This is a genomic window from Streptomyces sp. NPDC006711 (genome assembly GCF_042869775.1).
In the GTDB taxonomy this organism is placed as follows: Bacteria; Actinomycetota; Actinomycetes; order Streptomycetales; family Streptomycetaceae; genus Streptomyces.
In genome coordinates, this window is sequence record NZ_JBIAGO010000006.1 from 61,639 (window position 1) to 80,974 (window position 19,336).

14 protein-coding genes are annotated in these 19,336 nt (G+C 72.1%); 11 read left to right on the forward strand and 3 right to left on the reverse strand.

Annotation, left to right across the window (positions count from 1 at the left end; genetic code table 11):
- The first annotated feature begins 246 nt into the window (after positions 1-246).
- The 3 genes from ACFYM2_RS14840 to ACFYM2_RS14850 all read left to right on the forward strand — a co-directional run bounded on the left by ACFYM2_RS14840 (position 247) and on the right by ACFYM2_RS14850 (position 5,401).
- Positions 247-2,745, forward strand: a complete 2,499-nt coding sequence (locus ACFYM2_RS14840) for a beta-glucosidase (protein ID WP_388836342.1) — start codon at positions 247-249, stop codon at positions 2,743-2,745.
- Positions 2,746-2,819: 74 nt separating this feature from the next.
- Entirely contained in the window at positions 2,820-3,467 is a 648-nt protein-coding gene (locus ACFYM2_RS14845) for a DedA family protein (protein WP_358999471.1), read from the forward strand.
- Positions 3,468-4,165: 698 nt separating this feature from the next.
- Positions 4,166-5,401: an RICIN domain-containing protein gene (locus ACFYM2_RS14850; RefSeq protein WP_388836345.1), complete on the forward strand. Its 1,236-nt coding sequence runs from the start codon at positions 4,166-4,168 to the stop codon at positions 5,399-5,401.
- A 274-nt stretch (positions 5,402-5,675) separates the two neighbouring features.
- On the opposite strand, the gene ACFYM2_RS14855 is transcribed toward ACFYM2_RS14850, so the two are convergent.
- Complete coding sequence (locus ACFYM2_RS14855; RefSeq protein WP_388836348.1) at positions 5,676-6,119, reverse strand: SRPBCC family protein; 444 nt, start codon at positions 6,117-6,119, stop codon at positions 5,676-5,678.
- Positions 6,120-6,267: 148 nt separating this feature from the next.
- Between ACFYM2_RS14855 and ACFYM2_RS14860 the strand changes: the two genes are divergently transcribed.
- The 7 genes from ACFYM2_RS14860 to fxsT all read left to right on the forward strand — a co-directional run bounded on the left by ACFYM2_RS14860 (position 6,268) and on the right by fxsT (position 16,939).
- The gene (locus ACFYM2_RS14860; RefSeq protein ID WP_350229173.1) at positions 6,268-6,798 is read left to right on the forward strand and encodes a gamma carbonic anhydrase family protein; all 531 of its coding nucleotides are present in this window, start codon (positions 6,268-6,270) and stop codon (positions 6,796-6,798) included.
- A 70-nt stretch (positions 6,799-6,868) separates the two neighbouring features.
- Complete coding sequence (locus ACFYM2_RS14865; RefSeq protein WP_350229172.1) at positions 6,869-7,612, forward strand: acyltransferase; 744 nt, start codon at positions 6,869-6,871, stop codon at positions 7,610-7,612.
- Between the two features lie 123 nt (positions 7,613-7,735).
- Complete coding sequence (locus ACFYM2_RS14870; RefSeq protein WP_358999480.1) at positions 7,736-8,308, forward strand: XRE family transcriptional regulator; 573 nt, start codon at positions 7,736-7,738, stop codon at positions 8,306-8,308.
- A gap of 484 nt (positions 8,309-8,792) precedes the next feature.
- Positions 8,793-8,984, forward strand: coding sequence for a hypothetical protein (locus tag ACFYM2_RS14875; protein ID WP_358999483.1), 192 nt, complete (start codon positions 8,793-8,795; stop codon positions 8,982-8,984).
- A gap of 20 nt (positions 8,985-9,004) precedes the next feature.
- Complete coding sequence (locus tag ACFYM2_RS14880) at positions 9,005-11,431, forward strand: FxsB family cyclophane-forming radical SAM/SPASM peptide maturase (protein WP_388836352.1); 2,427 nt, start codon at positions 9,005-9,007, stop codon at positions 11,429-11,431.
- A 194-nt stretch (positions 11,432-11,625) separates the two neighbouring features.
- Positions 11,626-12,972: a TIR-like protein FxsC gene (locus ACFYM2_RS14885; RefSeq protein ID WP_358999486.1), complete on the forward strand. Its 1,347-nt coding sequence runs from the start codon at positions 11,626-11,628 to the stop codon at positions 12,970-12,972.
- Positions 12,965-16,939 (forward strand): FxSxx-COOH system tetratricopeptide repeat protein, encoded by a 3,975-nt coding sequence (fxsT, locus tag ACFYM2_RS14890; protein ID WP_388457038.1) that lies wholly within the window; start codon positions 12,965-12,967, stop codon positions 16,937-16,939. Before ACFYM2_RS14885 ends, fxsT begins: the two co-directional genes overlap by 8 nt.
- A 46-nt stretch (positions 16,940-16,985) precedes the next feature.
- Here the strand turns inward: fxsT and ACFYM2_RS14895 are convergent, their stop codons facing one another.
- Both ACFYM2_RS14895 and ACFYM2_RS14900 read right to left on the reverse strand, forming a co-directional pair.
- Positions 16,986-17,849, reverse strand: a complete 864-nt coding sequence (locus ACFYM2_RS14895; protein ID WP_358999492.1) for an alpha/beta hydrolase — start codon at positions 17,847-17,849, stop codon at positions 16,986-16,988.
- A gap of 98 nt (positions 17,850-17,947) precedes the next feature.
- Positions 17,948-18,355 (reverse strand): CoA-binding protein, encoded by a 408-nt coding sequence (locus ACFYM2_RS14900; protein WP_358999751.1) that lies wholly within the window; start codon positions 18,353-18,355, stop codon positions 17,948-17,950.
- A 146-nt stretch (positions 18,356-18,501) separates the two neighbouring features.
- Here ACFYM2_RS14900 and ACFYM2_RS14905 point away from each other — a divergent pair, with 146 nt between their 5' ends.
- Positions 18,502-19,128: a YigZ family protein gene (locus tag ACFYM2_RS14905; RefSeq protein ID WP_388836355.1), complete on the forward strand. Its 627-nt coding sequence runs from the start codon at positions 18,502-18,504 to the stop codon at positions 19,126-19,128.
- Positions 19,129-19,336: the final 208 nt, after the last annotated feature.

Consider the following 19,336-nt stretch of genomic DNA (forward strand, 5'->3'; position numbering starts at 1 on the left):
CACCGGCGCGCGGCCCGATCCCCAAGGCGTCCCGGCCACCGCCGGGGCGCCTTCGCGCGTTCCGCGCCGGGACCAATCGCCCGGGCGCCGTTCTTGCGCCGGACGGTCCTAGCTTGCGTGGCCCTCGTGGCGCCTGACGGAAGGTCAACTGGGTCGTGACGCATAGTGCGTTCACCCAGTGAACACAGACCGCCGGTCGTGCCGCGGCCCTCCCCGGCGTGCCCGCGCACAAAGGAGTGACGGTCCATGTCCGACCCGGTTTCCCGAAGGTCAGCACTGCGTCTGCTCGGCGGCGCCGTCACGGTCGCGGCCGCCGCGACCGGCACCCTGGCCGCCCCCGCGCCCGCCGTCGCGCTCCCCGGGGCCCGGACCGCGCCCGACGCCTCGCCCAGAATCGAGACGCTGATCGGCCGCCTCACCCTGGACGAGAAGATCTCCCTCCTGCACGGCGCCGGCGACCCCCACGGCCTCGGCCAGGCCGGCTACCTGCCGGGCGTGCCCCGCCTCGCGATCCCCCCGCTCCGGCTGGCCGACGGCCCCGCAGGCGTCCGCGTCAAGGCGCACGCCACCGCCCTGCCGGCCCCGGTGATGCTCGCCGCCGCCTTCGACCCCGCGCTCGCCCGCGCGTACGGCGAAGTGCTCGGCCGCGAGGGACGCGCGCTCGGCCAGGACGTCATCCTCGCGCCCATGGTCAACCTCATCAGGACCCCTTATGCCGGGCGGAACTTCGAGACGTTCTCCGAGGACCCCCTGCTCAGCGCGGACCTGGTCGCCGAGGAGATCCGGGGCATCCAGAGCCAGGGACTGATCGCCACCGTCAAGCACTTCGCCCTGAACAACCAGGAACAGAACCGCACGTCCATCGATGTGCGGATCGCCGAACAGCCGCTCCACGAAATGGAGCTGCGCGGCTTCGAAGCGGCCGTCACCGCCGGTACGGGCGCCGTGATGGGCGCGTACAACAAGGTCAACGGAGCTTGGGCCTGCGAGAACAAGCCACTTCTGAACGACATCCTGCGCGATGGCTGGGGCTTCGACGGCCTGGTGATGACCGACTGGTTCGCCGCGCACAGCACCGCCGCCTCGCTCAGCGCAGGACTCGACCTGGAGATGCCGAGCGGCACCTACTTCGGGGGCGCGCTGCGGGGGGCCATCAGCGCGGGCAGCGTCACCGAAGCGCTCGTCGACCGTGCCGTACGCCGTGTGCTCGGCGTCATGGAACGCTTCTCGCTGCTCGACGGGCAGCCGCCCGCCCGGCCCGGACGCGACCCACGTGCCGGGGCCGATGTCGCGCTCAAGGTCGCCAAGGCGGGCGCGACCCTGCTGCACAACCGCGCGGCCACCCTGCCGCTCACCGGCGCCGCTACCCGCGCCATCGCGGTGATCGGCCCCACCGCGATCTACCCGTTCATCGGCGGCGGCGGCAGCGCGCACGTCGTGCCCGACCGCGCGCGGACCCCGCTGGACGCCCTCACCGCCCGGGCCGGACAGGGCGCCGACATCGGTTACGCGCTGGGGGAGGACCTGTACGGCAAGCCCCTGCCCGCCACATCGCCGGGCGCCGACTTCGAGGGCCTGCGCGTCGCCGCCGGTGCCACCTGGACCTACGAGGGCACCCTCGATGTCACCGAGCCCGACGAGTGGACCTTCGTCATCCACTACTCGGGCGAGCGCCCCAAAGTGGTCCTGGACGGCACCGATCTCTTCCCGGCCGCCCCCGGCCTCGGTGAACTCTTCGGCGGGGGACTGGTGGGTGCCGCACCCGACGGCCTCCAGGTCCGCCGTGGCACCCTCCGGCTCACCGCCGGAAAGCACCGGCTCACCATCACGGCCAAGGGCGGCGCCGCGGGCCAGCTCTTCCGGCTGCGCCGCACCACCGGGGCCACCCGCGCCGGTGACGTCGCCGACGCGGTGCGCGTGGCCCGCGCGGCCGCGAGCGTCGTGCTGTTCGCATACGAGGACGCCACCGAGGGCGCCGACCGGGCAGGACTCGCCCTGCCCGGCCACCAGAACGAGCTGATCGCGGCGGTCACCGCCGCCAACGCGTGCACCACGGTGGTGCTCAACACCTCGTCGAGCACCACCATGCCGTGGCTGGCGAGCGTCGGCGCCGTGCTCCAGATGTACTACCCGGGCCAGGAGGGCGCCGATGCCACCGCCGCCGTCCTGTTCGGGGACTGCGACCCCGGCGGCCGGCTCACCCAGACCTTCCCCGCGTCCGACGAGCACCACCCGGTGGCCGGCGACCCGCGGCGCTACCCCGGCGTCGACGGTACCCAGGAGTACTCCGAGGGCATCCACCTCGGATACCGCTGGTACGACGCCGAGGGCGTGACCCCGCTCTTCCCCTTCGGGCACGGCCTCTCCTACACGACCTTCGCCTACTCGGGCCTGAGCGTGCGGCCCGACGGCGACGGGCTCGCGGTCATCTTCACCGTCCGCAACACCGGGCGCCGCGCGGGCGTCACGGTGGCCCAGGTCTATGTCGGCCCCTCGCCCGACCTGCGCCTGGCCCAGGCCCGGCGCACCCTGGCCGGCTACCGCCGCCTCGAACTGGAGCCGGGCGCCGCCCAGCGGGTGACCGTCCCCGTCACGGCCCGCTCGCTCTCCTCCTGGGACCCGGACCGGCACGGCTGGGTGCTCGGCACAGGAACACGCGAGGTGAGCGTGGGTGTCTCCGCGCGCGAGACGCGCCTGGCCGGTCGTGGCCAGGTCCGATCGGGCGCGGCCGGCCCCAGGCCCTGACCGGGTAGGCTTCCCGGCGTGCGCCAGGGGGGCGCACGCCGGGTTCTGGCCCGGCGCGAGCGGGAGGAAGCGCGTTGCACATCCAGGAGTGGCTGGAGCACATCCCCGCCGTCAGTGTCTATCTCCTGGTGGCGCTCGTCATCGGTGTCGAAAGCCTCGGCATCCCGCTGCCCGGCGAGATCGTCCTGGTCAGCGCGGCGCTGCTGGCCTCACAGCAGGGACACATCGACCCGGTGGTGCTCGGGGCCTGTGCGACGGCCGGCGCCGTGATCGGTGACTCGATCGGCTATGCCATCGGCCGCAAGGGCGGCAGGCCGCTCATCGCCTGGCTCGGCGGCAAGTTCCCCAAGCACTTCAGCGAGGGCCATGTCGCCATGGCGGAACGGTCCTTCCAGAAGTGGGGCATGTGGGCCGTGTTCTTCGGCCGCTTCATCGCCCTCCTGCGGATCTTCGCGGGACCGCTCGCGGGCGTCCTGCACATGCCGTACTGGAAGTTCCTCATCGCCAACCTGCTCGGCGGCATCTGCTGGGCCGGCGGCACGACCGCCGTCATCTACTACCTCGGCATCGTCGCCGAGTCCTGGCTGAAGAACTTCTCCTACCTGGGCCTGGTGGCGGCCCTGCTCATCGGGGTCGCCTCGATGCTGGTCGTCAAGAACCGGGCGAAGAAGTCCATGGCAGAGGCCGAGGCCGCGCACGAGAACGTGCCGGCCGGGGACTGAGCGGACCATCGGGGCGGGGGTGCAGGGATCAGGTTTCGCGGCCAAGTCGCACGTTTGGTGGCCTGGCGACGGCAGGTCTGGCCCGAGTTTGAGACCGGCAGGTCAGGCCCACCACTCATGTGGGTGAGCGGGGTCTGATGCCGCCCCGCTACGGAATCTGCGCCAACTACTGGCCGGAACCCGGGGAGACGTTCAAGGTTCACCGGTGGCTCCGCGCGGTCAACGCCGACAGCGACGACGAACAGGAGGCGTGATGCAGAGCAGCGCGGAGAACATCAATGGTGTGCTCAGGATCGTGGACACCATGGTCGCCACCGGAAGGCGCACGGCGGCCTACCTGCCGACACGGAGGGCCTTGAGAACATGGCCGTGGCTATCGTCGAGGCCCTGGAGCGCGACGACTTCCGCATCGTGGACGTTTTGAGCAACAGCCGGACCGAGAGGCCCACACCCGAACCGGCCTGATGGCACGGCAGCAGGGCACCAGCCACTCCGGCCGGCGCCCCGCTTGCGTTCTGCGCTCCGTCAGCTGGTGGTCAGCCGGCGAGAACCTACAGCTGCTGGGCATTCCGCCTGTTCAGGGCAACTGCCCTGAAAGCACCTGCCGTTATGGGTGAGACCGGAGGACAGTGGCGTCCATGCAACATCCAGAAGTACGAAAGGAAGCAGCCCTACGGCGCGATAGTGGCCGGAGGGGCTTGATCGCGCTGGTGGTGGGTGCCCTGTGTGCCGCCTTCCTGCTGGTCGGCGGGGGAACCGCGGCAGCGGCGCCGCCGGACAGCAACCGGATGGCGACCTGGAACATGCAGCGCGCCTCCGGCCGCTGGACCTACGCCCTGGGCCTCTCGGACAACGCGAGCGTCGTGGCCCTCCAGGAGGCGTCCGTCACCCCGCCCGCCGGGTCGGTGTCGCTGGGCCGGATCGGCCGCAACATCCACGCCTACCGGATCCCCGCCACCCGCACCCGCGGTGAACGCTTCCTCTACATCCTCTACCAGGGCGCCAACCCCGCCCGTGGCGTCAACCCCGCCATGATCACCTCGTTCCGCCCCAACCGCGTCGAGGAGATCCCCGGGGTCTACCGCTCCGCCCTCGGCGTCGTACGGCAGGCGGACAACACCCTGTTCGCCTCCATCCACGCCAGCGCCAGCGGCGGCACCGACGCCGCCTCCCTGGTACGCCGGGTCGCCACCCGCAGCCGCCAACTCGCCCTCGCGAACTGGGTAGTGCTCGGCGACTTCAACCGGGCCCCTCGCTCCCTGCCCGTCGGCGGAACAACCGGCATCCCCGCCAACTCACACATCTACGAGAACGGCGGCCCCACCCAGCTCAGCGGCGGACGCCTCGACTACGCCGTCTCCAACGTCCTGACCCAGAACTGGCAGGCAGCCCGCGGAAACCCCCGCGGCAGCGACCACTGGCCCATCACGTTCTCCGCGCTGCGCGCAGGCGCCGGCCCGGCCCGCTTCACCCTCGGCGACAACGGAGGCAACGGCAGCGTCCTCGACGTCTACCAGGCCCGCAAGGCCAATGGGACGCACATCATCCTCTACCACCCCGGCAACGGCACCAACCAGCAATGGACCCTGCGCCCCGACGGCTATCAGAACAGGTCCAACCGCATCGTCAGCGTGAACAGCGGCAAGTGCATGGACGTCGACAACGGCGCCGCCAGCAAGGAAGGCGCCCAGATGAACATCTGGGACTGCCACCGCCACGGCCCCACCACCGACACCCAGAACTTCGTCCTGGAACACCCGCTCCCGCTGTTCCCGAACCTGACGACCATCACCGACGAGAGGACCGAGTACCTGCTGAACGTCGCCGGCAACGGCACTGCCGACGGCACCCCCGTCATCCAGTACGAGCAGCAGTACGGCCCCCTCCCCTACCCCGCCGACAACGAAGCCTTCTACCTCCACCCCACCAGCTGACAACACCCCCGGCCTCTGTGTGCCCGGCCGCCAGAGGGTCAGGTACGCAGAGCCACACCCTTGCCTGCCACCCTCGGCGCTATCGCTCTCCGGACGAGGCTGAGCCGCCACGAATTCCGCTGAGCGACGAGGAGTCGGAGGGGTCTGGAGCACTGCCCGCCGACAGATCACAGACCGGCCAGCACGGAACGGGCCATGCGGAAATGCCACCCGCTGTGAGACAGAAGCCTTCGGCCACGGCGTGAGACAGTCCGAGCCCCTGCTGGTCGGCGCCTCACGCGGGGCCGGTGCGCAGCAGCATCCTCATGGCGCGGCCGAACACGAGGCGGCCCGCCACCGCGATCAATGGATCGAGGGCGCGCGGCACTCCGCGTACCCGAAGCTCCTCACGCCAGACCACATACGCCCCAGGCCCCGCCGCCCCCACCTCGATCTCTGCCCAGCCCGTGATCGCGCGGCCCCGCTTCTCCAGCCGGCACCGGCCCGGGGTGCCCGGGACCGGCGGCTGCCAGCGGGTGACCTCCATCGGGTCCTCGAAACCCAGCCGCCCCGGACCGGTGCGGGCCACGAAGAGCGTGCCCGGGCCGGTGGGCGGCGCGGTGCGCACGACGATCCGCGTCAACGGGACGCCCTCGCCGTGCCGTTCCCAGTCGGTGAGCCGCCGCCACGCCTCGGCGGGGGCGAGCGGGGTACGGCGGTCGATCTGGAAGAGTGCCATCGCGCGATGGTAAGCGGCCAAGGCGCGCGCGGGCCGCAGGCCGTCCGCCGTGCCCCGCGTCCGGCCCGAGCGGGCCCCGGCCACGAGGGCCCCGGCCCGGTCGCCTAGCGTGAGGGCGGCGCGATGCAATCCGTACAAGGAGTGGCGCATGGCAGAGCAGGCGTTGGTCAGGGCCGTGGGCGGCAAGTCGCCCGAGATCGCCCCGACCGCATTCACCGCACCCACATCGGTGGTGCTCGGCGAGGTGACCCTGGCCGAGGGCGCGAGCGTCTGGTACCACGCGGTGCTGCGCGCCGACTGCGGGCCCATCGTCGTCGGCGCCGGGAGCAACATCCAGGACAACTGCACCGTGCACGTGGACCCGGGCTTCCCGGTCACGGTCGGCGCGCGGGTCACCGTCGGGCACAACACGGTCCTGCACGGCTGCACCGTGGAGGACGACGTCCTGGTCGGCATGGGCGCCACCGTCCTCAACGGGGCCCGGATCGGGGCGGGTTCGCTGGTCGCGGCGCACGCGCTGGTGCCGCAGGGCATGAACGTACCGCCGGGCTCGCTGGTCGCGGGCGTACCGGCGAAGGTGCGGCGCGCGCTGAGCGACGAGGAGCGCGAGGGGATCAAGGTCAACGCCCTGATGTATGTCGGCCTCGCCGAGGACCACCGCGCGGCGCACGCCGGCTGATCCCGCGCTGAGCGGAAGATCACAGGTGTCGGCGATGAGCGACCGGGGCGGCGGTGAGTACCGTGAGCGGGTGCCCAAGAACAGAAACACGTTCTCATCGCTGACCGCCTGGCGGCGCGAGATCGCCTCCCGCGCGGTCCACGGCGGTTGGGGCCTGATCAAGGAGGCGGGCGCGGTCACCGCCGAGCACCCGGGCAGGCTGCGCTTTCGCAGGATCGGACCCGGGACCCGCCTCGCCTTCCCGCAGGGCACGGTGTTCGGCGAGCCCTGGATCGAACTGGGCGACCACTGCGTCATCGGTGAGCAGGTCACCCTGACCGCCGGCATGATGCCGGGGCTCGACCTCGGCGCCGAGCCGATCCTGACCCTGGGCAACGGGGTCGTGCTCGGGCGGGGCAGCCATGTCATAGCCGACACGACCGTCTCCATCGGCTCGGACACCTACTGCGGCCCGTACGTCTACATCACCTCCACCAACCACAGCTACGACGACCCGCACCAGCCCGTGGGCAAGCAGTGGCCGCGCATGGAGCCCGTGGAGATCGGCCCCGGCTGCTGGCTCGGCACGGGCGCGGTGGTGCTGCCCGGCGCCCGGCTCGGCCGCAATGTGGTCGTGGCCGCGGGCGCGGTCGTACGCGGTGAGGTGCCCGACCACGCGGTGGTGGCGGGCGCGCCCGCCAGGATCGTGCGCACCTGGGACGAGCGCGACGGCTGGCAGCCGCCGCTGCGGACCCCGGCTCCGGTGCCCATCCCGGAAGGCGTCACGCCCGAACAGCTCCTGGCCGTCGCGGAGTTGACGGCCGAAGAGGCCTGAGGGGCGGGCGGCACGAGGGGCGGTCGTCACGGACCGGCGGACGCACCGGGGCATGGTGCAATATATTGGACTCCGTCATCGCGGTACTGGACGGCCTTCCCGGGCCCACCCCTTGGACGGAATGTGTCGGACCTCGAACTGCTGACCCAGTCACTGGCCCGCAACGTCAAGCGCTGGCGCACCGAGCGCGGCTTCACCCTGGACGCACTCGCGGCCCGCGCCGGAGTCAGCCGCGGCATGCTCATCCAGATCGAGCAGGCCAGGACCAATCCCAGCGTGGGCACCGTGGTCAAGATCGGTGACGCGCTCGGCGTGAGCATCACCACCCTGCTCGACTACGAGAGCGGCCCCATGGTGCGCGTCGTCCCGCCCGAACAGGCCGTCCGGCTCTGGTCGAGCGAGCGGGGCAGCCACAGCGTGCTGCTCGCCGGCACCGAGGCGCCCGGCCCGCTCGAGCTGTGGCACTGGCACCTGGAGCCCGGCGACGCCAGCCCCTCCGACCCCCACCCGGGTGGCACCATCGAGCTCATCCATGTCACGCGGGGCACGCTCACCCTGCGGGTGGACGGCGTCGACCACCGCATCCCGGCCGGGCATTCGGCCTCGTTCGAGGCCAACACGGCGCACACCTACGGCAATGAGGGGCCCGAGCCGGTCGAGATGACGATGGCGGTATCGGTTCCGTATGAACGCTGAACGCTGAACGCTGAACGGGCGAGCGGCGTGCGCTCCGTGCGCCAAGGGGCAGGCGGGGCGCGCCCGGCGACCATCCGCGTACGCACTTCGTCCGGTTCACCCGCACGTTTCGGATGATTTCCCGCCCGTATCTGGTAATCGGCCCCGCTCCTGGTGGAGGGTGACTATCGTCACTCCCGCGGCTGGGGGTGTGGAGCGAGCCGCTTCCCTCTGTTTCCCTCTGTGCCGAAACCACTCATGCGGGTGATTTCGGCGCCGACGCCGAACCCGGGCACGGGTCGGGGCCGTTGGGCTGTCCCAGGAGGCGGCCGTGGCCGGACCGGTCGCCCGTGGCGCGCGAGCGCCCACGGGCGCGGCGCCCGGTCGCGTCGCGCGACGCCCCCCAGGCCCGCACCGTCCCACGAGCCGCGTTTCGCGCAGCGACCCCACAGCACCCGCTGAGCCCCCGCCGCGCGAACGGTGCTCCCATCCGAAAGGCGCTCACGTGGAAGCTCTCGTCTCGGCGGCCCAACGGCCCGGCCCCGCCCCGCACCGGCCCGTCGGCCGGCGGCTGCCGCTGACGCGCCGGGCGGCGGCGCAGAGCGCCGGCCTCGCCCCCGCGAGCCTGACCCGGGTGCTGACGGCCGGCGCCGCCCCCGGGGTGCCCGGCGTCTCGGCCTTCCAGTCGGCACTCTGACGAGCGGACCGACACCCTCCATGGACCGGGACCGGCCGACCCAGCCCGCTCTGTCGCAGTTCGTCCTGAAAGTGCACAGCCGCTGCGACCTGGCGTGCGATCACTGCTACGTCTACGAACACGCGGACACGAGCTGGCGCGGACGGCCCATGGCCGTCTCCGCCGCCATCCTCACCCAGGTGGCGGACCGCATCGCCGAGCACGCCCGGCGCCACCGGCTCCCCACCGTCCACGTCGTTCTGCACGGCGGCGAGCCGCTGCTCGCCGGCCCCGACCGGCTGCGACGGGCCGCCGAGGAGCTGCGGCGGGCCCTGCGCGGGGTGAGCGCGCTCGATCTGCGCATGCACACCAACGGGGTCCTCCTGGATGAGAAGTTCTGCGAGCTGTTCCTCGAACTCGGCGTCAGGATCGGGGTGTCGCTGGACGGCGACAAGGTCTCCAACGACCGCCACCGCCGCTACGCCGACGGCCGCAGCAGCCACGACAAGGTCATCCGCGCCGTCCAGCTGCTCAGCCGCCCGCGCTACCGCCCCCTGTTCGCGGGCCTGCTGTGCACCATCGACATCGAGAACGACCCGGTCGCGGTGTACGACGCGCTCGTCGAACTCGCCCCGCCCCGCATCGACTTCCTGCTGCCGCACGCCACCTGGGACACCCCGCCGCCCCGCCCCCGGGGCTCCGCCACCCCGTACGCCGACTGGCTGGACGCCGTCTACCGGCGCTGGGACGCGGCGGGACGCACCGTCCCGGTCCGCGTCTTCGACTCCGTACTGCGCACCCTGCGGGGCGAGAGCAGCCTCACCGAATCGCTCGGGCTCGCCCCCGCCGACCTCGTGGTGATCGAGACCGACGGCACCTTCGAACAGGCCGACAGCCTCAAGACGTCCTACGACGGCGCCCCCGCCACCGGCATGGACGTCTTCACGCACTCGCTCGACGACGTCCTGCGCCACCCCGGCATGCTCGCCCGCCAGCAGGGCATCGAGCAGCTGTGCGCGCAGTGCCGGGCGTGCCCCGTCGTGGCCTCCTGCGGCGGCGGCCTCTACGCCCACCGCTACCGCACCCGAAACGGCTTCGACAACCCGTCCGTGTTCTGCCCCGACCTCCTGGCGCTCATCACCACCATCAGGGACCGCGAGGCGGCCGTGCCCGCGCCGCCGCGCGCCGCCGCCGAACTGACCATGCCACGGGGCGACTTCGACGACCTCGCCGCCGGTTTCGGTGGCGCGGACACCATCGCGCGGCTGGCCGCCGCCCAGCTGGAGATCAACCAGGAACTGCTCGCCGCCGTCAGCGGCCGCGTCGCGCTCTCCGACCGCGAGGGCGCGGCGGCCTGGGAGCTCCTGACCGATCTGGACGCCGAGGTGCCCGCCGCGCTCGACACGGTCCTCGCCCACCCCTACACCCGGCCGTGGGCGCTGAGCGTGCTCGAGGGCCGCGCGGCGCCGGCCCAGGGCCTCGCCGAGATCGCGGCGGCCACCGTGCTGCGCGCCGGACTCGATCGCGGCGTGCGCCTCGCGCCGCGCGACGGCGTGCTGCGCCTGCCGGGACTGGGCAGCGTCCACCTCGGCGAAGGGGCGGACCTGGCCGAAGTGAGCGCGGGATACGAGGGGTTCACGGTGTGCGCCGGTGACCGGCGGCTCGACATCGGCTGGCACGAGGGCCTGGACGGCCCCGTCCCGCACTGGCGGCCCGTACGCCTCTTCGAGGGGCAGGGCTGGAGCGTCGCCATCGAGGACACCGACCCGCTGCGCGACTGCCACAGGTGGCCCGTCGCCCGGCGGACGGCGGCCGACGAGGCCAAGCGGTGGGCCGACGACCTCGCGGGCGCCTGGGCGCTCATCCGGCGCGAACTGCCCGCCTACGCCGACGGCGTGGCCGCGGGCCTGCGCCTGATCACCCCCCTGCACGCGCCGGCCGGCAGCAATGTCAGCGCCGCCTGCAAGGAGGCGTGGGGCGCGATCGGCGCGGCCAGGCCCTCATCGCCCGACCAGCTGGCCCTGCTCATCGTGCACGAGTTCCAGCATGTGAAGCTCGCCGCCGTTCTCGACGCCGTCGACCTGTACGACCCGGCGGACCGCGCCCTCTACTACGCCCCCTGGCGCCCCGACCCGCGCCCCCTGGCGGGCCTGTTGCAGGGGACGTACGCGCACATCGCGGTGACCGACTTCTGGCGGGTGCGCCGCGAACGGGCGGACGGGGCGGCCCAACGCGTCGCCGCCGAGGCCGAGTTCGCCCGTTGGCGTGTGCAGACGGCGCGGGCGGTCGAGGAGCTGCTTGGCTCCGGCTCCCTCTGCGACCTGGGGCGGGAGTTCGTCACGAGCATGGGCGAGACCGTGGGGCGCTGGCTGGACGAACCCGTCACGGCGGCGGCGCGCGCGGCCGCCGACCGGTCCGCGCGGCGCCACCGCGCCGAGTGGACGGCCCGCCTCGGAGGAACGAGCTGAGTGAATTCCCGCGCGAATCGCGGGAATTCACCAACCTTTTGATTGATCGACTCGCGGTGCGGCGCATGATTTCGGTCATGATCTGATCGAAGTTCCGTGCGGCGCCGCCGTACTGGGTTTGTTCGTTCTGTTCCGCCGGAGAATCTTCCGTTCCTACACTGAGGACCCATCCACTTGGACCGGGGGAGACAGTGGTGCACGGATCAGTGGGGGCCGGTGACGACGGGCAGAAGCCCTACTTCTTCCTCAGCTACGCGCACACGCCCAAGAGCGACCCCAAGGACAAGGACCCCAACCTCTGGGTCCAGCGCTTCTTCCGGGACCTCTGCGCGCACGTGATGCAGCTGACGCCCCTTCCGGCCGGCAGCGCCGGCTTCATGGACCAGCAGATGCAGCCCGGAGAGGGGTGGCAGGAACGGCTCTCGGAGGCGCTGGCCTTCTGCAAGGTGTTCGTTCCGCTGTATTCACCGAGGTATTTCCTCAGCGAGCAGTGCGGCCGCGAATGGTTCGCCTTCTCCAGCCGGGCCGCCGCGCAGAACACCCGCAACAGCTACAACAACAGCAACCCGGTGACCGGCGTCGTGCCCGCGCTGTGGGTTCCGGTGCCCCCCAGGCAACTGCCCCAGCCCGCCGAACGGCTCCAGTTCAACCACGCCACCTTCGGCGAGGAGTACGCCGACGAGGGCTTCTACGGCCTCATCAAGCTCAACTACCTGCGCGACCAGTACGAGCGCGCCGTCTACCGGCTCGCCAAACGCATCGTGAACGTGGCCCAGCAGTCCGAGCTGCAACCCGGCGACCCGCACCTGGACTACGCCAAGGTGCCGCCCGCCTTCGGCCCCACCGGCGGACCCGCACGCGACATGGAGGTCTCCGTCCTCGCCTGCTCCCGCTCGACCCTGCCCGCCGGGCGCGGCCCGGACTGCTACGGAAGCGAGGCCCTGGACTGGAACCCCTACCATCCGGTCTCCTCACGCCCCCTCGCCGACCACACCGTCGACGTCGTACGCAATCTGAACTACGCGGTGCACCTCAGCGACTTCGAGGCCGAACCCCAGCGGCTGCTGGCCTCCGCGTCCCCCGGTCCCGGGCTGCTGCTGCTGGATCGCTGGGCCCTCGACGCGCGGCGCAGACGCGAGCTGGTGGAGCGGCTGTGCGCGACCCGCAGGCCCTGGATCAGCGTCATGATCCCCGGCAACGCGGCCGACCCGCAGGAGCACGCCCGCGCCGACGACCTGGCACGGGAGACCGACGCCGTGCTGGCCCCCCGGGCGGACGAGAGCGACGGGCACCGCACGCCGAGCGCGGGACTGCCCAGCCTGGAAGCCTTCAGCAAGGCGATTCCCGGTGCCGTGAAGGCGGCGGTCAGACACTTCGAGGCCAACGCGCCGACCTATCCACCGCCCGGCAGCGGCGGGCCCATGCCCCGCGTGCTGCCGGGCGGGATCGGCTACGGCGTCAACGCCTTCGGCGGTCGAGGTCACAGCGCGGACCAGGACAAGAATCACGCTGATAAGGCGGAGGGCTCATCAGATGACTGAGAACCGCAACGGGACCGTCGTCACGTTCTACTCGTACAAGGGCGGCACCGGACGGACCATGGCGCTCGCCAACTGCGCGTGGATCCTGGCGGCCAACGGATACCGGGTCCTCGCCGTCGACTGGGACCTGGAGGCACCCGGCCTGCACCGGTTCTTCCACCCCTTCCTCGACCTCGCCGACCTGGAGGCGACCCCGGGCCTGATCAACCTGATCACCGACTACCAGGACGAGGCCAGGCGCCCCGCCGACCGCGACCCGGACTGGCACCGCGAGTACGCCCGGGTGCGTCCCCACGCCACCTCCCTCAACTGGAACTTCCCCCAGGGCGGCAGCCTGGACTTCCTCTCGGCGGGCCGCCGCAACCGCGACTACCCCTCCATCGTCGGAAAGATGGACTGGGACGACTTCCACGAGCGGTTCGGCGGCGGCCAGTTCTTCGACGCCATGCGCGAGGACATGCAGCGCCACTACGACTACACCCTGATCGACAGCCGCACCGGCCTCAGCGACATCGCCGACATCTGCACCGTGCAGATGCCCGAAGTCCTCGTCGTCTGCTTCACGTTGAGCGACCAGAGCATCGACGGCGCCTCCGCGGTGGCCCGCGACATCGAGGAGCGCTACCACGACCGGCGCATCCGCATCCTGCCCGTCCCGATGCGCATCGACGACGGCGAGAAGGAGAAGGCGGACGCCGGGCGCGCCCTGGCCCGCGAGAGCTTCCCTGGCTTCCCGAGCGGCCTGGGCGCCGACGAACTCGGCAACTACTGGGGCACGGTCGAGGTCCCCTACCGGCCCTTCTACGCCTACGAGGAGATCCTGGCCACCTTCGGCGACGCGCCCAACGTCAGCAGCTCCATGCTCAGCGCGTGCGAACGGCTCACCTCCGTCCTGACCGGCGGCATGGTCAACTCGCTGCCCCCGATGGACGAGGCCGACCGGCTCACCCACGTCGCCGCCTACACCCGGCGCAGGCCCATGCCCGCGTCCAACCTGGTCCTGACCCATGTCGCCGAGGACCAGATGTGGGCGGACTGGCTGGTCCACGCGCTGACCACGGCCGGCTTCCACACCGTGCCCGTCGACATCCGCGCGGCCCAATCGGCGGCGGTGGAAGCCGAGTTCAGCGCTGGCGTCGGCTACCGCGTCATCCCGGTGGTCTCCCAGGCCTACCTCAACGCCGAGCGCGCCCGGGCCCTGTGGGAGAGCGGTGCCGGGCTCGACCCGGGGGGCGGGCGGCGCCAGATCCTGCCCGTCCGCGTCGGCGACGTACGCCTCGGCCCGCCGCTCAGCAGCCGTGGCGTCGTCGATCTCGTACGCCTCGACGAGAACGACGCGGCGGGCGCCCTGCTCCAGGCGTTCGACCGGGCCGACGCCGCCACCTCGCTCGCGGCCGGGCCCGCGGGACCGCGCTACCCCGGCAGCGTGCCCAAGATCTGGAACGTACGCCCCCGGCACGCCTGGTTCACCGGCCGCACCTCCGTCCTGGAGCGGCTGCGCGACCAGCTGCGCGGCGACGGCCGCTCCGCCCAGCGCTTCCCGCAGGTCCTCTACGGCCTCGGCGGCGTCGGCAAGACCCAGGTGGCCCGCGAATACGCCCACCGCTTCCGCGCCGACTACGACCTGGTGTGGTGGATCGAGGCCGAGCAGCCCGACCGGGTCGTCTCCTCGCTCGCCGAGCTGGCCCAGGAGATGGACCTCAGGGCCGGTGACGTGGTGGCCGAGGCGGCCGCCGCCGCGTTGCAGGCCCTGCGGCGCGGCGCCCCCTACTCCCGCTGGCTGCTGATCTTCGACAACGTCGAAGACCTCGACCGGGCCCTGAAGCTGCTCCCCGACGACATCGAGCCCATCTCCGGCGAGACCTACGGCCACATCCTGGCGACCTGCCGCAACAAGCCGGCCTCGACGCAGGTGGAGGCCATAGAGGTGGAGGTCTTCACCCGGCCCGAGAGCATCGAGCACCTGTGCCGCCGGGTGACCAAGCTGCCGGTCGCCGACGCCGACCGGGTGGCCGACGCGGTCGGCGACCTGCCGCTGGCCGTGGAGGTCGCGGCGGCCTGGCTCGCCGAGACGGCGACGCCGGTCGACGCCTATGTGGATCAGCTCAGGGAACAGAGCACCAAGGTGCTCTCGCTCGGCAAGCCCGAGGACTACTCGGAGCAGATCGGCGCGACCTGGAACATCTCCATCAGCCGGCTGCGCGACGAGTCCAAGGCGGCGGTACGCCTGCTCGAACTCTGCTCGTTCTTCTCCGCCGAACCGATCTCGATGCGGCTCATCGGCAGCGACTCGATGTTCGAGTCCCTGCTGCCCTACGACCCGGACCTGCGCGAACGCTACATGCTGGGCAAGGTCATCCAGACCCTGAACCGTTTCGCGCTCGCCAAGGTCGACCCGGCGGACAGCAGCATCCAGGTGCACCGCCTGGTCCAGGCGGCGGTGCGGGCCGGGCTCAGCGACGAGGAGGCCGACACCGCCAAGCACGAGGTGCACCGCATCCTCGCCGAGGCCCGCCCCGTCGAGGGCGTCGACCGCGACAACCCCGTCAACGACCCCAAGAGCTGGCCCAGTTTCGAACTGATCTGGCCGCACCTGAGCGCGTCCGGCATCGCCGACTGCGACGAGGAGAAGGTCCGCCAGCTCATGGTCGACCGCATCCGGTATCTGCTCAAGCGCGGCGAACTGGAGAGCGCCCGGGTCCTTGGCACCCAGCTCAACAAGGTCTGGACCCGCGAGCTGGGCGAGAACGACCTCCAGACCCTCAACATCCGCTTCGAGCTGGCCAACGCCCTGCGCGCCCAGGGCAAGTACCAGGAGGCACGGGCGATGGACGAGGACACCCTCGCCCGTCAGATCAGCGTCCTGCACAAGGACCACCCGGGCGACGACCACCCCAGCATCCTCATCACCACCGGAAGCCTCGCGGCCGATCTGCGCGCGCTCGGCAGGTTCGACGAAGCGCTCACCCGTGACCTGCGGATCTACCACGGACTGCGGCAGATCTTCGGCGAGAACCACCCGCGCACCCTGATCGCCGCGAACAACCTCGCCATCGACTACCGGCTCAGCGGCGACAGCGAGGCGGCCCGCCGCCTCGACGAGGAGACCGTGGAGCGGCGCAGCGCCCTGCTCGGCGACGACCACCCCTTCACCCTCACCACCAAGGGCCACCTCGCGCGCGACCTGCGCGAGAGCGGCGACTACACGGCCTCGGTACAGCTGCTGCGGGAAGTGGTGGCCGCCTTCGAGCGGGTCCTGAACGCCGACGTGCCCGAGGCGCTGCGCACCGCCAAGAGTCTCGCGGTCTCGTTGCGCAAGGCGGGCCATCCGCACGAGGCGAAACGGCTGACGGAGGAGACGTACAACCGCTATCGCGGCCGGTACGGCACCAAGGCGCCCGACGCCCTCGCCTGCCTCCTCAACCTGGCCGCCGACTTCTCCGCGACCAGGGACCGCCAGACCGCGCTCGACCTGGCCCTCCAGGCCCTGGAGGGCTACCGGAGCACCCTGGGCGAGGAACACCCCTTCACGCTGGCCTGCCGCAACAACGTCCACATCTACCAGCGCGGGCTCGGCGCCGCCGAGGAGGCGGCGCGGGGCGGGGAGGACGTGCGGGCCGCCCTTGAGGAAGTCCTGGGCCCGCGCCACCCGTTCACGCTGTGCGCGGCGATCAACCTCGCCAACGCCTACGGCGACATGGGCCGCCCCGACCTCGCCGAACGCTGGGAACGGACCGCGCTGAAGGGCCTGTTGGAGCGGTTCGGCCCCACCCACCCCGACGTGCTCGCCTGTCGGTCCAACCTCGCGATCACCCTGCGGGCGGCCGGACGCGAGGAGGAGGCCCAGCGGCTGCGCGCCTCCATCCTGGAGCCGTCCGCCAAGCAACTGGGCGTGGACCACCCCATCGCCGAGGCGGCGCGCGCCTGGCGCCGGATCAACCGGGACCTGGAGCCCCAGCCGGTGTGAGCGACGCGAGGAGTGCGGGACCGGCCGGCCCCGCACTCCCCGCCGTTCACCAGGTGGCCCAGCCGAGGACGCGGGTGAGCACGCGCAGCGCCCCGAAATGTGCCGCGCCGCGCTCCACGACCAGCTCGGCGCCGGGGATCCGCTCGGCCAGCCAGCGCGTGTGCTGCACGGGCGCGAACACGTCCTGCTCGCCGTGCCACAGCAGCACCGGCGCGCTGATGTCCTCGGGCCGGAACTCCCAGTCCGTGCTGAACGCCATCACGTCGTCGATCCACCCGTCGGCCGAACTGCGCAGCGCCTCCTCGAAGTTGCGCTCCAGCATGACCCGGATGCCCGCGTCGGCGACGATGCCGCGGTCCGGCTTTGGCAGCCCGCGCCGCATGTCGTCGACCGAACGCCTCGGATCGGCGCGGATGGTGATCGAACGCATCTCAAGGGCGGTCGCCAACTGCCCTTGCCCGGCAGCCGCGTTGACGTACTCGCGCACATTGGACTCGGTCATCCCCTCGAACCAGTCGAGCCCCTGCGCGTCGCGCGGCGCGATCCCCACCAGGGCCGCCGCCCGCGCGGTGCGGTCCGGGAGCAGCGCGGCGCAGGCCAGCGCGTGCGGGGCGCCGCCGGAGCGCCCCACCACGGCGAACTCGTCGATGCCCAGCGCGTCCGCGATCGCCTCGACGTCGGCCGCCGCGTCCGCCACGCGGCGCCCCGGCAGCCTGCCGGAGTCGCCGTACCCCGGCCGGTCGAACGTGATGAGCCGCACCCCGAGGCGGTAGAGCACCGCGCTGCGCGGGGCCGGGCCGAGCCTGCTGCCCGGGGTGCCGTGCAGCAGGAAGACCGGTCTTCCCCGGGGGTTTCCATACTTCTCGACTGCTAAGGTGCGCCCGTCCCTGGTACGAATCAGCTCCCCCACCTGGTGCCTCCCCGTGGGTCTGGTTGGCGCCAGTATGAGCGCGAGCGATTCAGGGGTACAGAGCCGCACTCGTCGAATGCGCGGTCCGTCGCGCCGCCTCAGCCCAGTCGTGGGATCTCGATCGCGGGGCAGCGGTCCATGACCATGTCGAGCCCGGCGGCGCGGGTGCGCGCGCAGGCCTCCTCGTCGATGACGCCGAGCTGGAACCAGACCGCCCTCGCGCCGATGGCCACGGCCTGGTCGGCCACGGCGCCCGCGAGGCCGCTGTTGACGAACACGTCCACCACGTCGACGGGAAAGGGGATCTCCGCCAGCGTGGCGTAGCCCCGCTCGCCGTGGACGCTCTGGGCCCTGGGGTGGACCGGGACGATCCGCTTGCCGAAACGTTGCAGGACGCGGGCCACGCCGTAGGCGGCCCGGTCCTGGTTGGCGGAGAGGCCGACCACGGCCCAGGTGTCGCCGGTGGCGGTGAGGATCTTGGCGATGGTCGCCCGGTCGGCGTGCACGGGGATCACGGGGGTCTCCTGGAGCGGTGTCGCGGGGTGCTGGGCGGCCATGGTCGCACCGCCGCCGCGCCCGCGGGGAGCCGGGCCCGGCCCCACGCCGGGGGCGGCCGGGGGAGCACCCGCCCGGCGGCGCATAGGGTGGGCGGATGCCCGAGCAGTACCGCACCATCGCCCGCGAGGGTGTCCACGAGAGCGAGATCAACAGATCGCGTTTCCTGTGCGCGCTCGCCCCCGCCGCGACCGAAGCACAGGCGCAGGCGTTCATCGCCCGCGTCCGCAAGGAGCACCCCGCCGCGAGCCACCATTGCTTCGCGTATGTGATCGGCGCCGACGCGTCCGTGCAGAAGGCGAGCGACGACGGCGAACCCGGCGGCACCGCGGGGGTGCCCATGCTCCAGATGCTCACCCGGCGCGAGGTGCGCTACGTCGTCGCCGTGGTCACCCGCTACTACGGCGGGGTCAAGCTCGGCGCGGGCGGACTGATCAGGGCGTACGGAGGAGTGGTCGGCGAAGCCCTGGACGAGCTCGGCACGGTCGTGCGCCGGCGCTTTCGTCTTGCCACCGTCACGGTCGACCACCAGCGCGCGGGCAAACTGGAGAACGACCTGAGGGCGACCGGCCGGGCCGTGCGCGAGGTGCGGTACGCGGAGGCCGTGACCATCGGGATCGGGCTGCCCGAGGCCGACGTCGACGGCTTCCGGAACTGGCTCGCCGACGCCACCGCCGGCACCGCGACGCTGGAGCTCGGCGGCGAGGCGTACGGGGAGGGCTGAGCCGCCCCCTCCAGGCCGTGATCCGGGCCGTGATCACCCCGTCATCCGGGCCGTGATCACGCCTTTGGCCACGACACCCCGGTGGGCGATGTCAGACTGAGGGCCGTGAGGGGCCAGGTACCGGCGAGCGCCGACGTGGCCCGTGGGACGGCGGGCCCGGTGACGGGCCGGCGGGGCACCGGAGAGGATGACGGGAAGCATGCGGGTC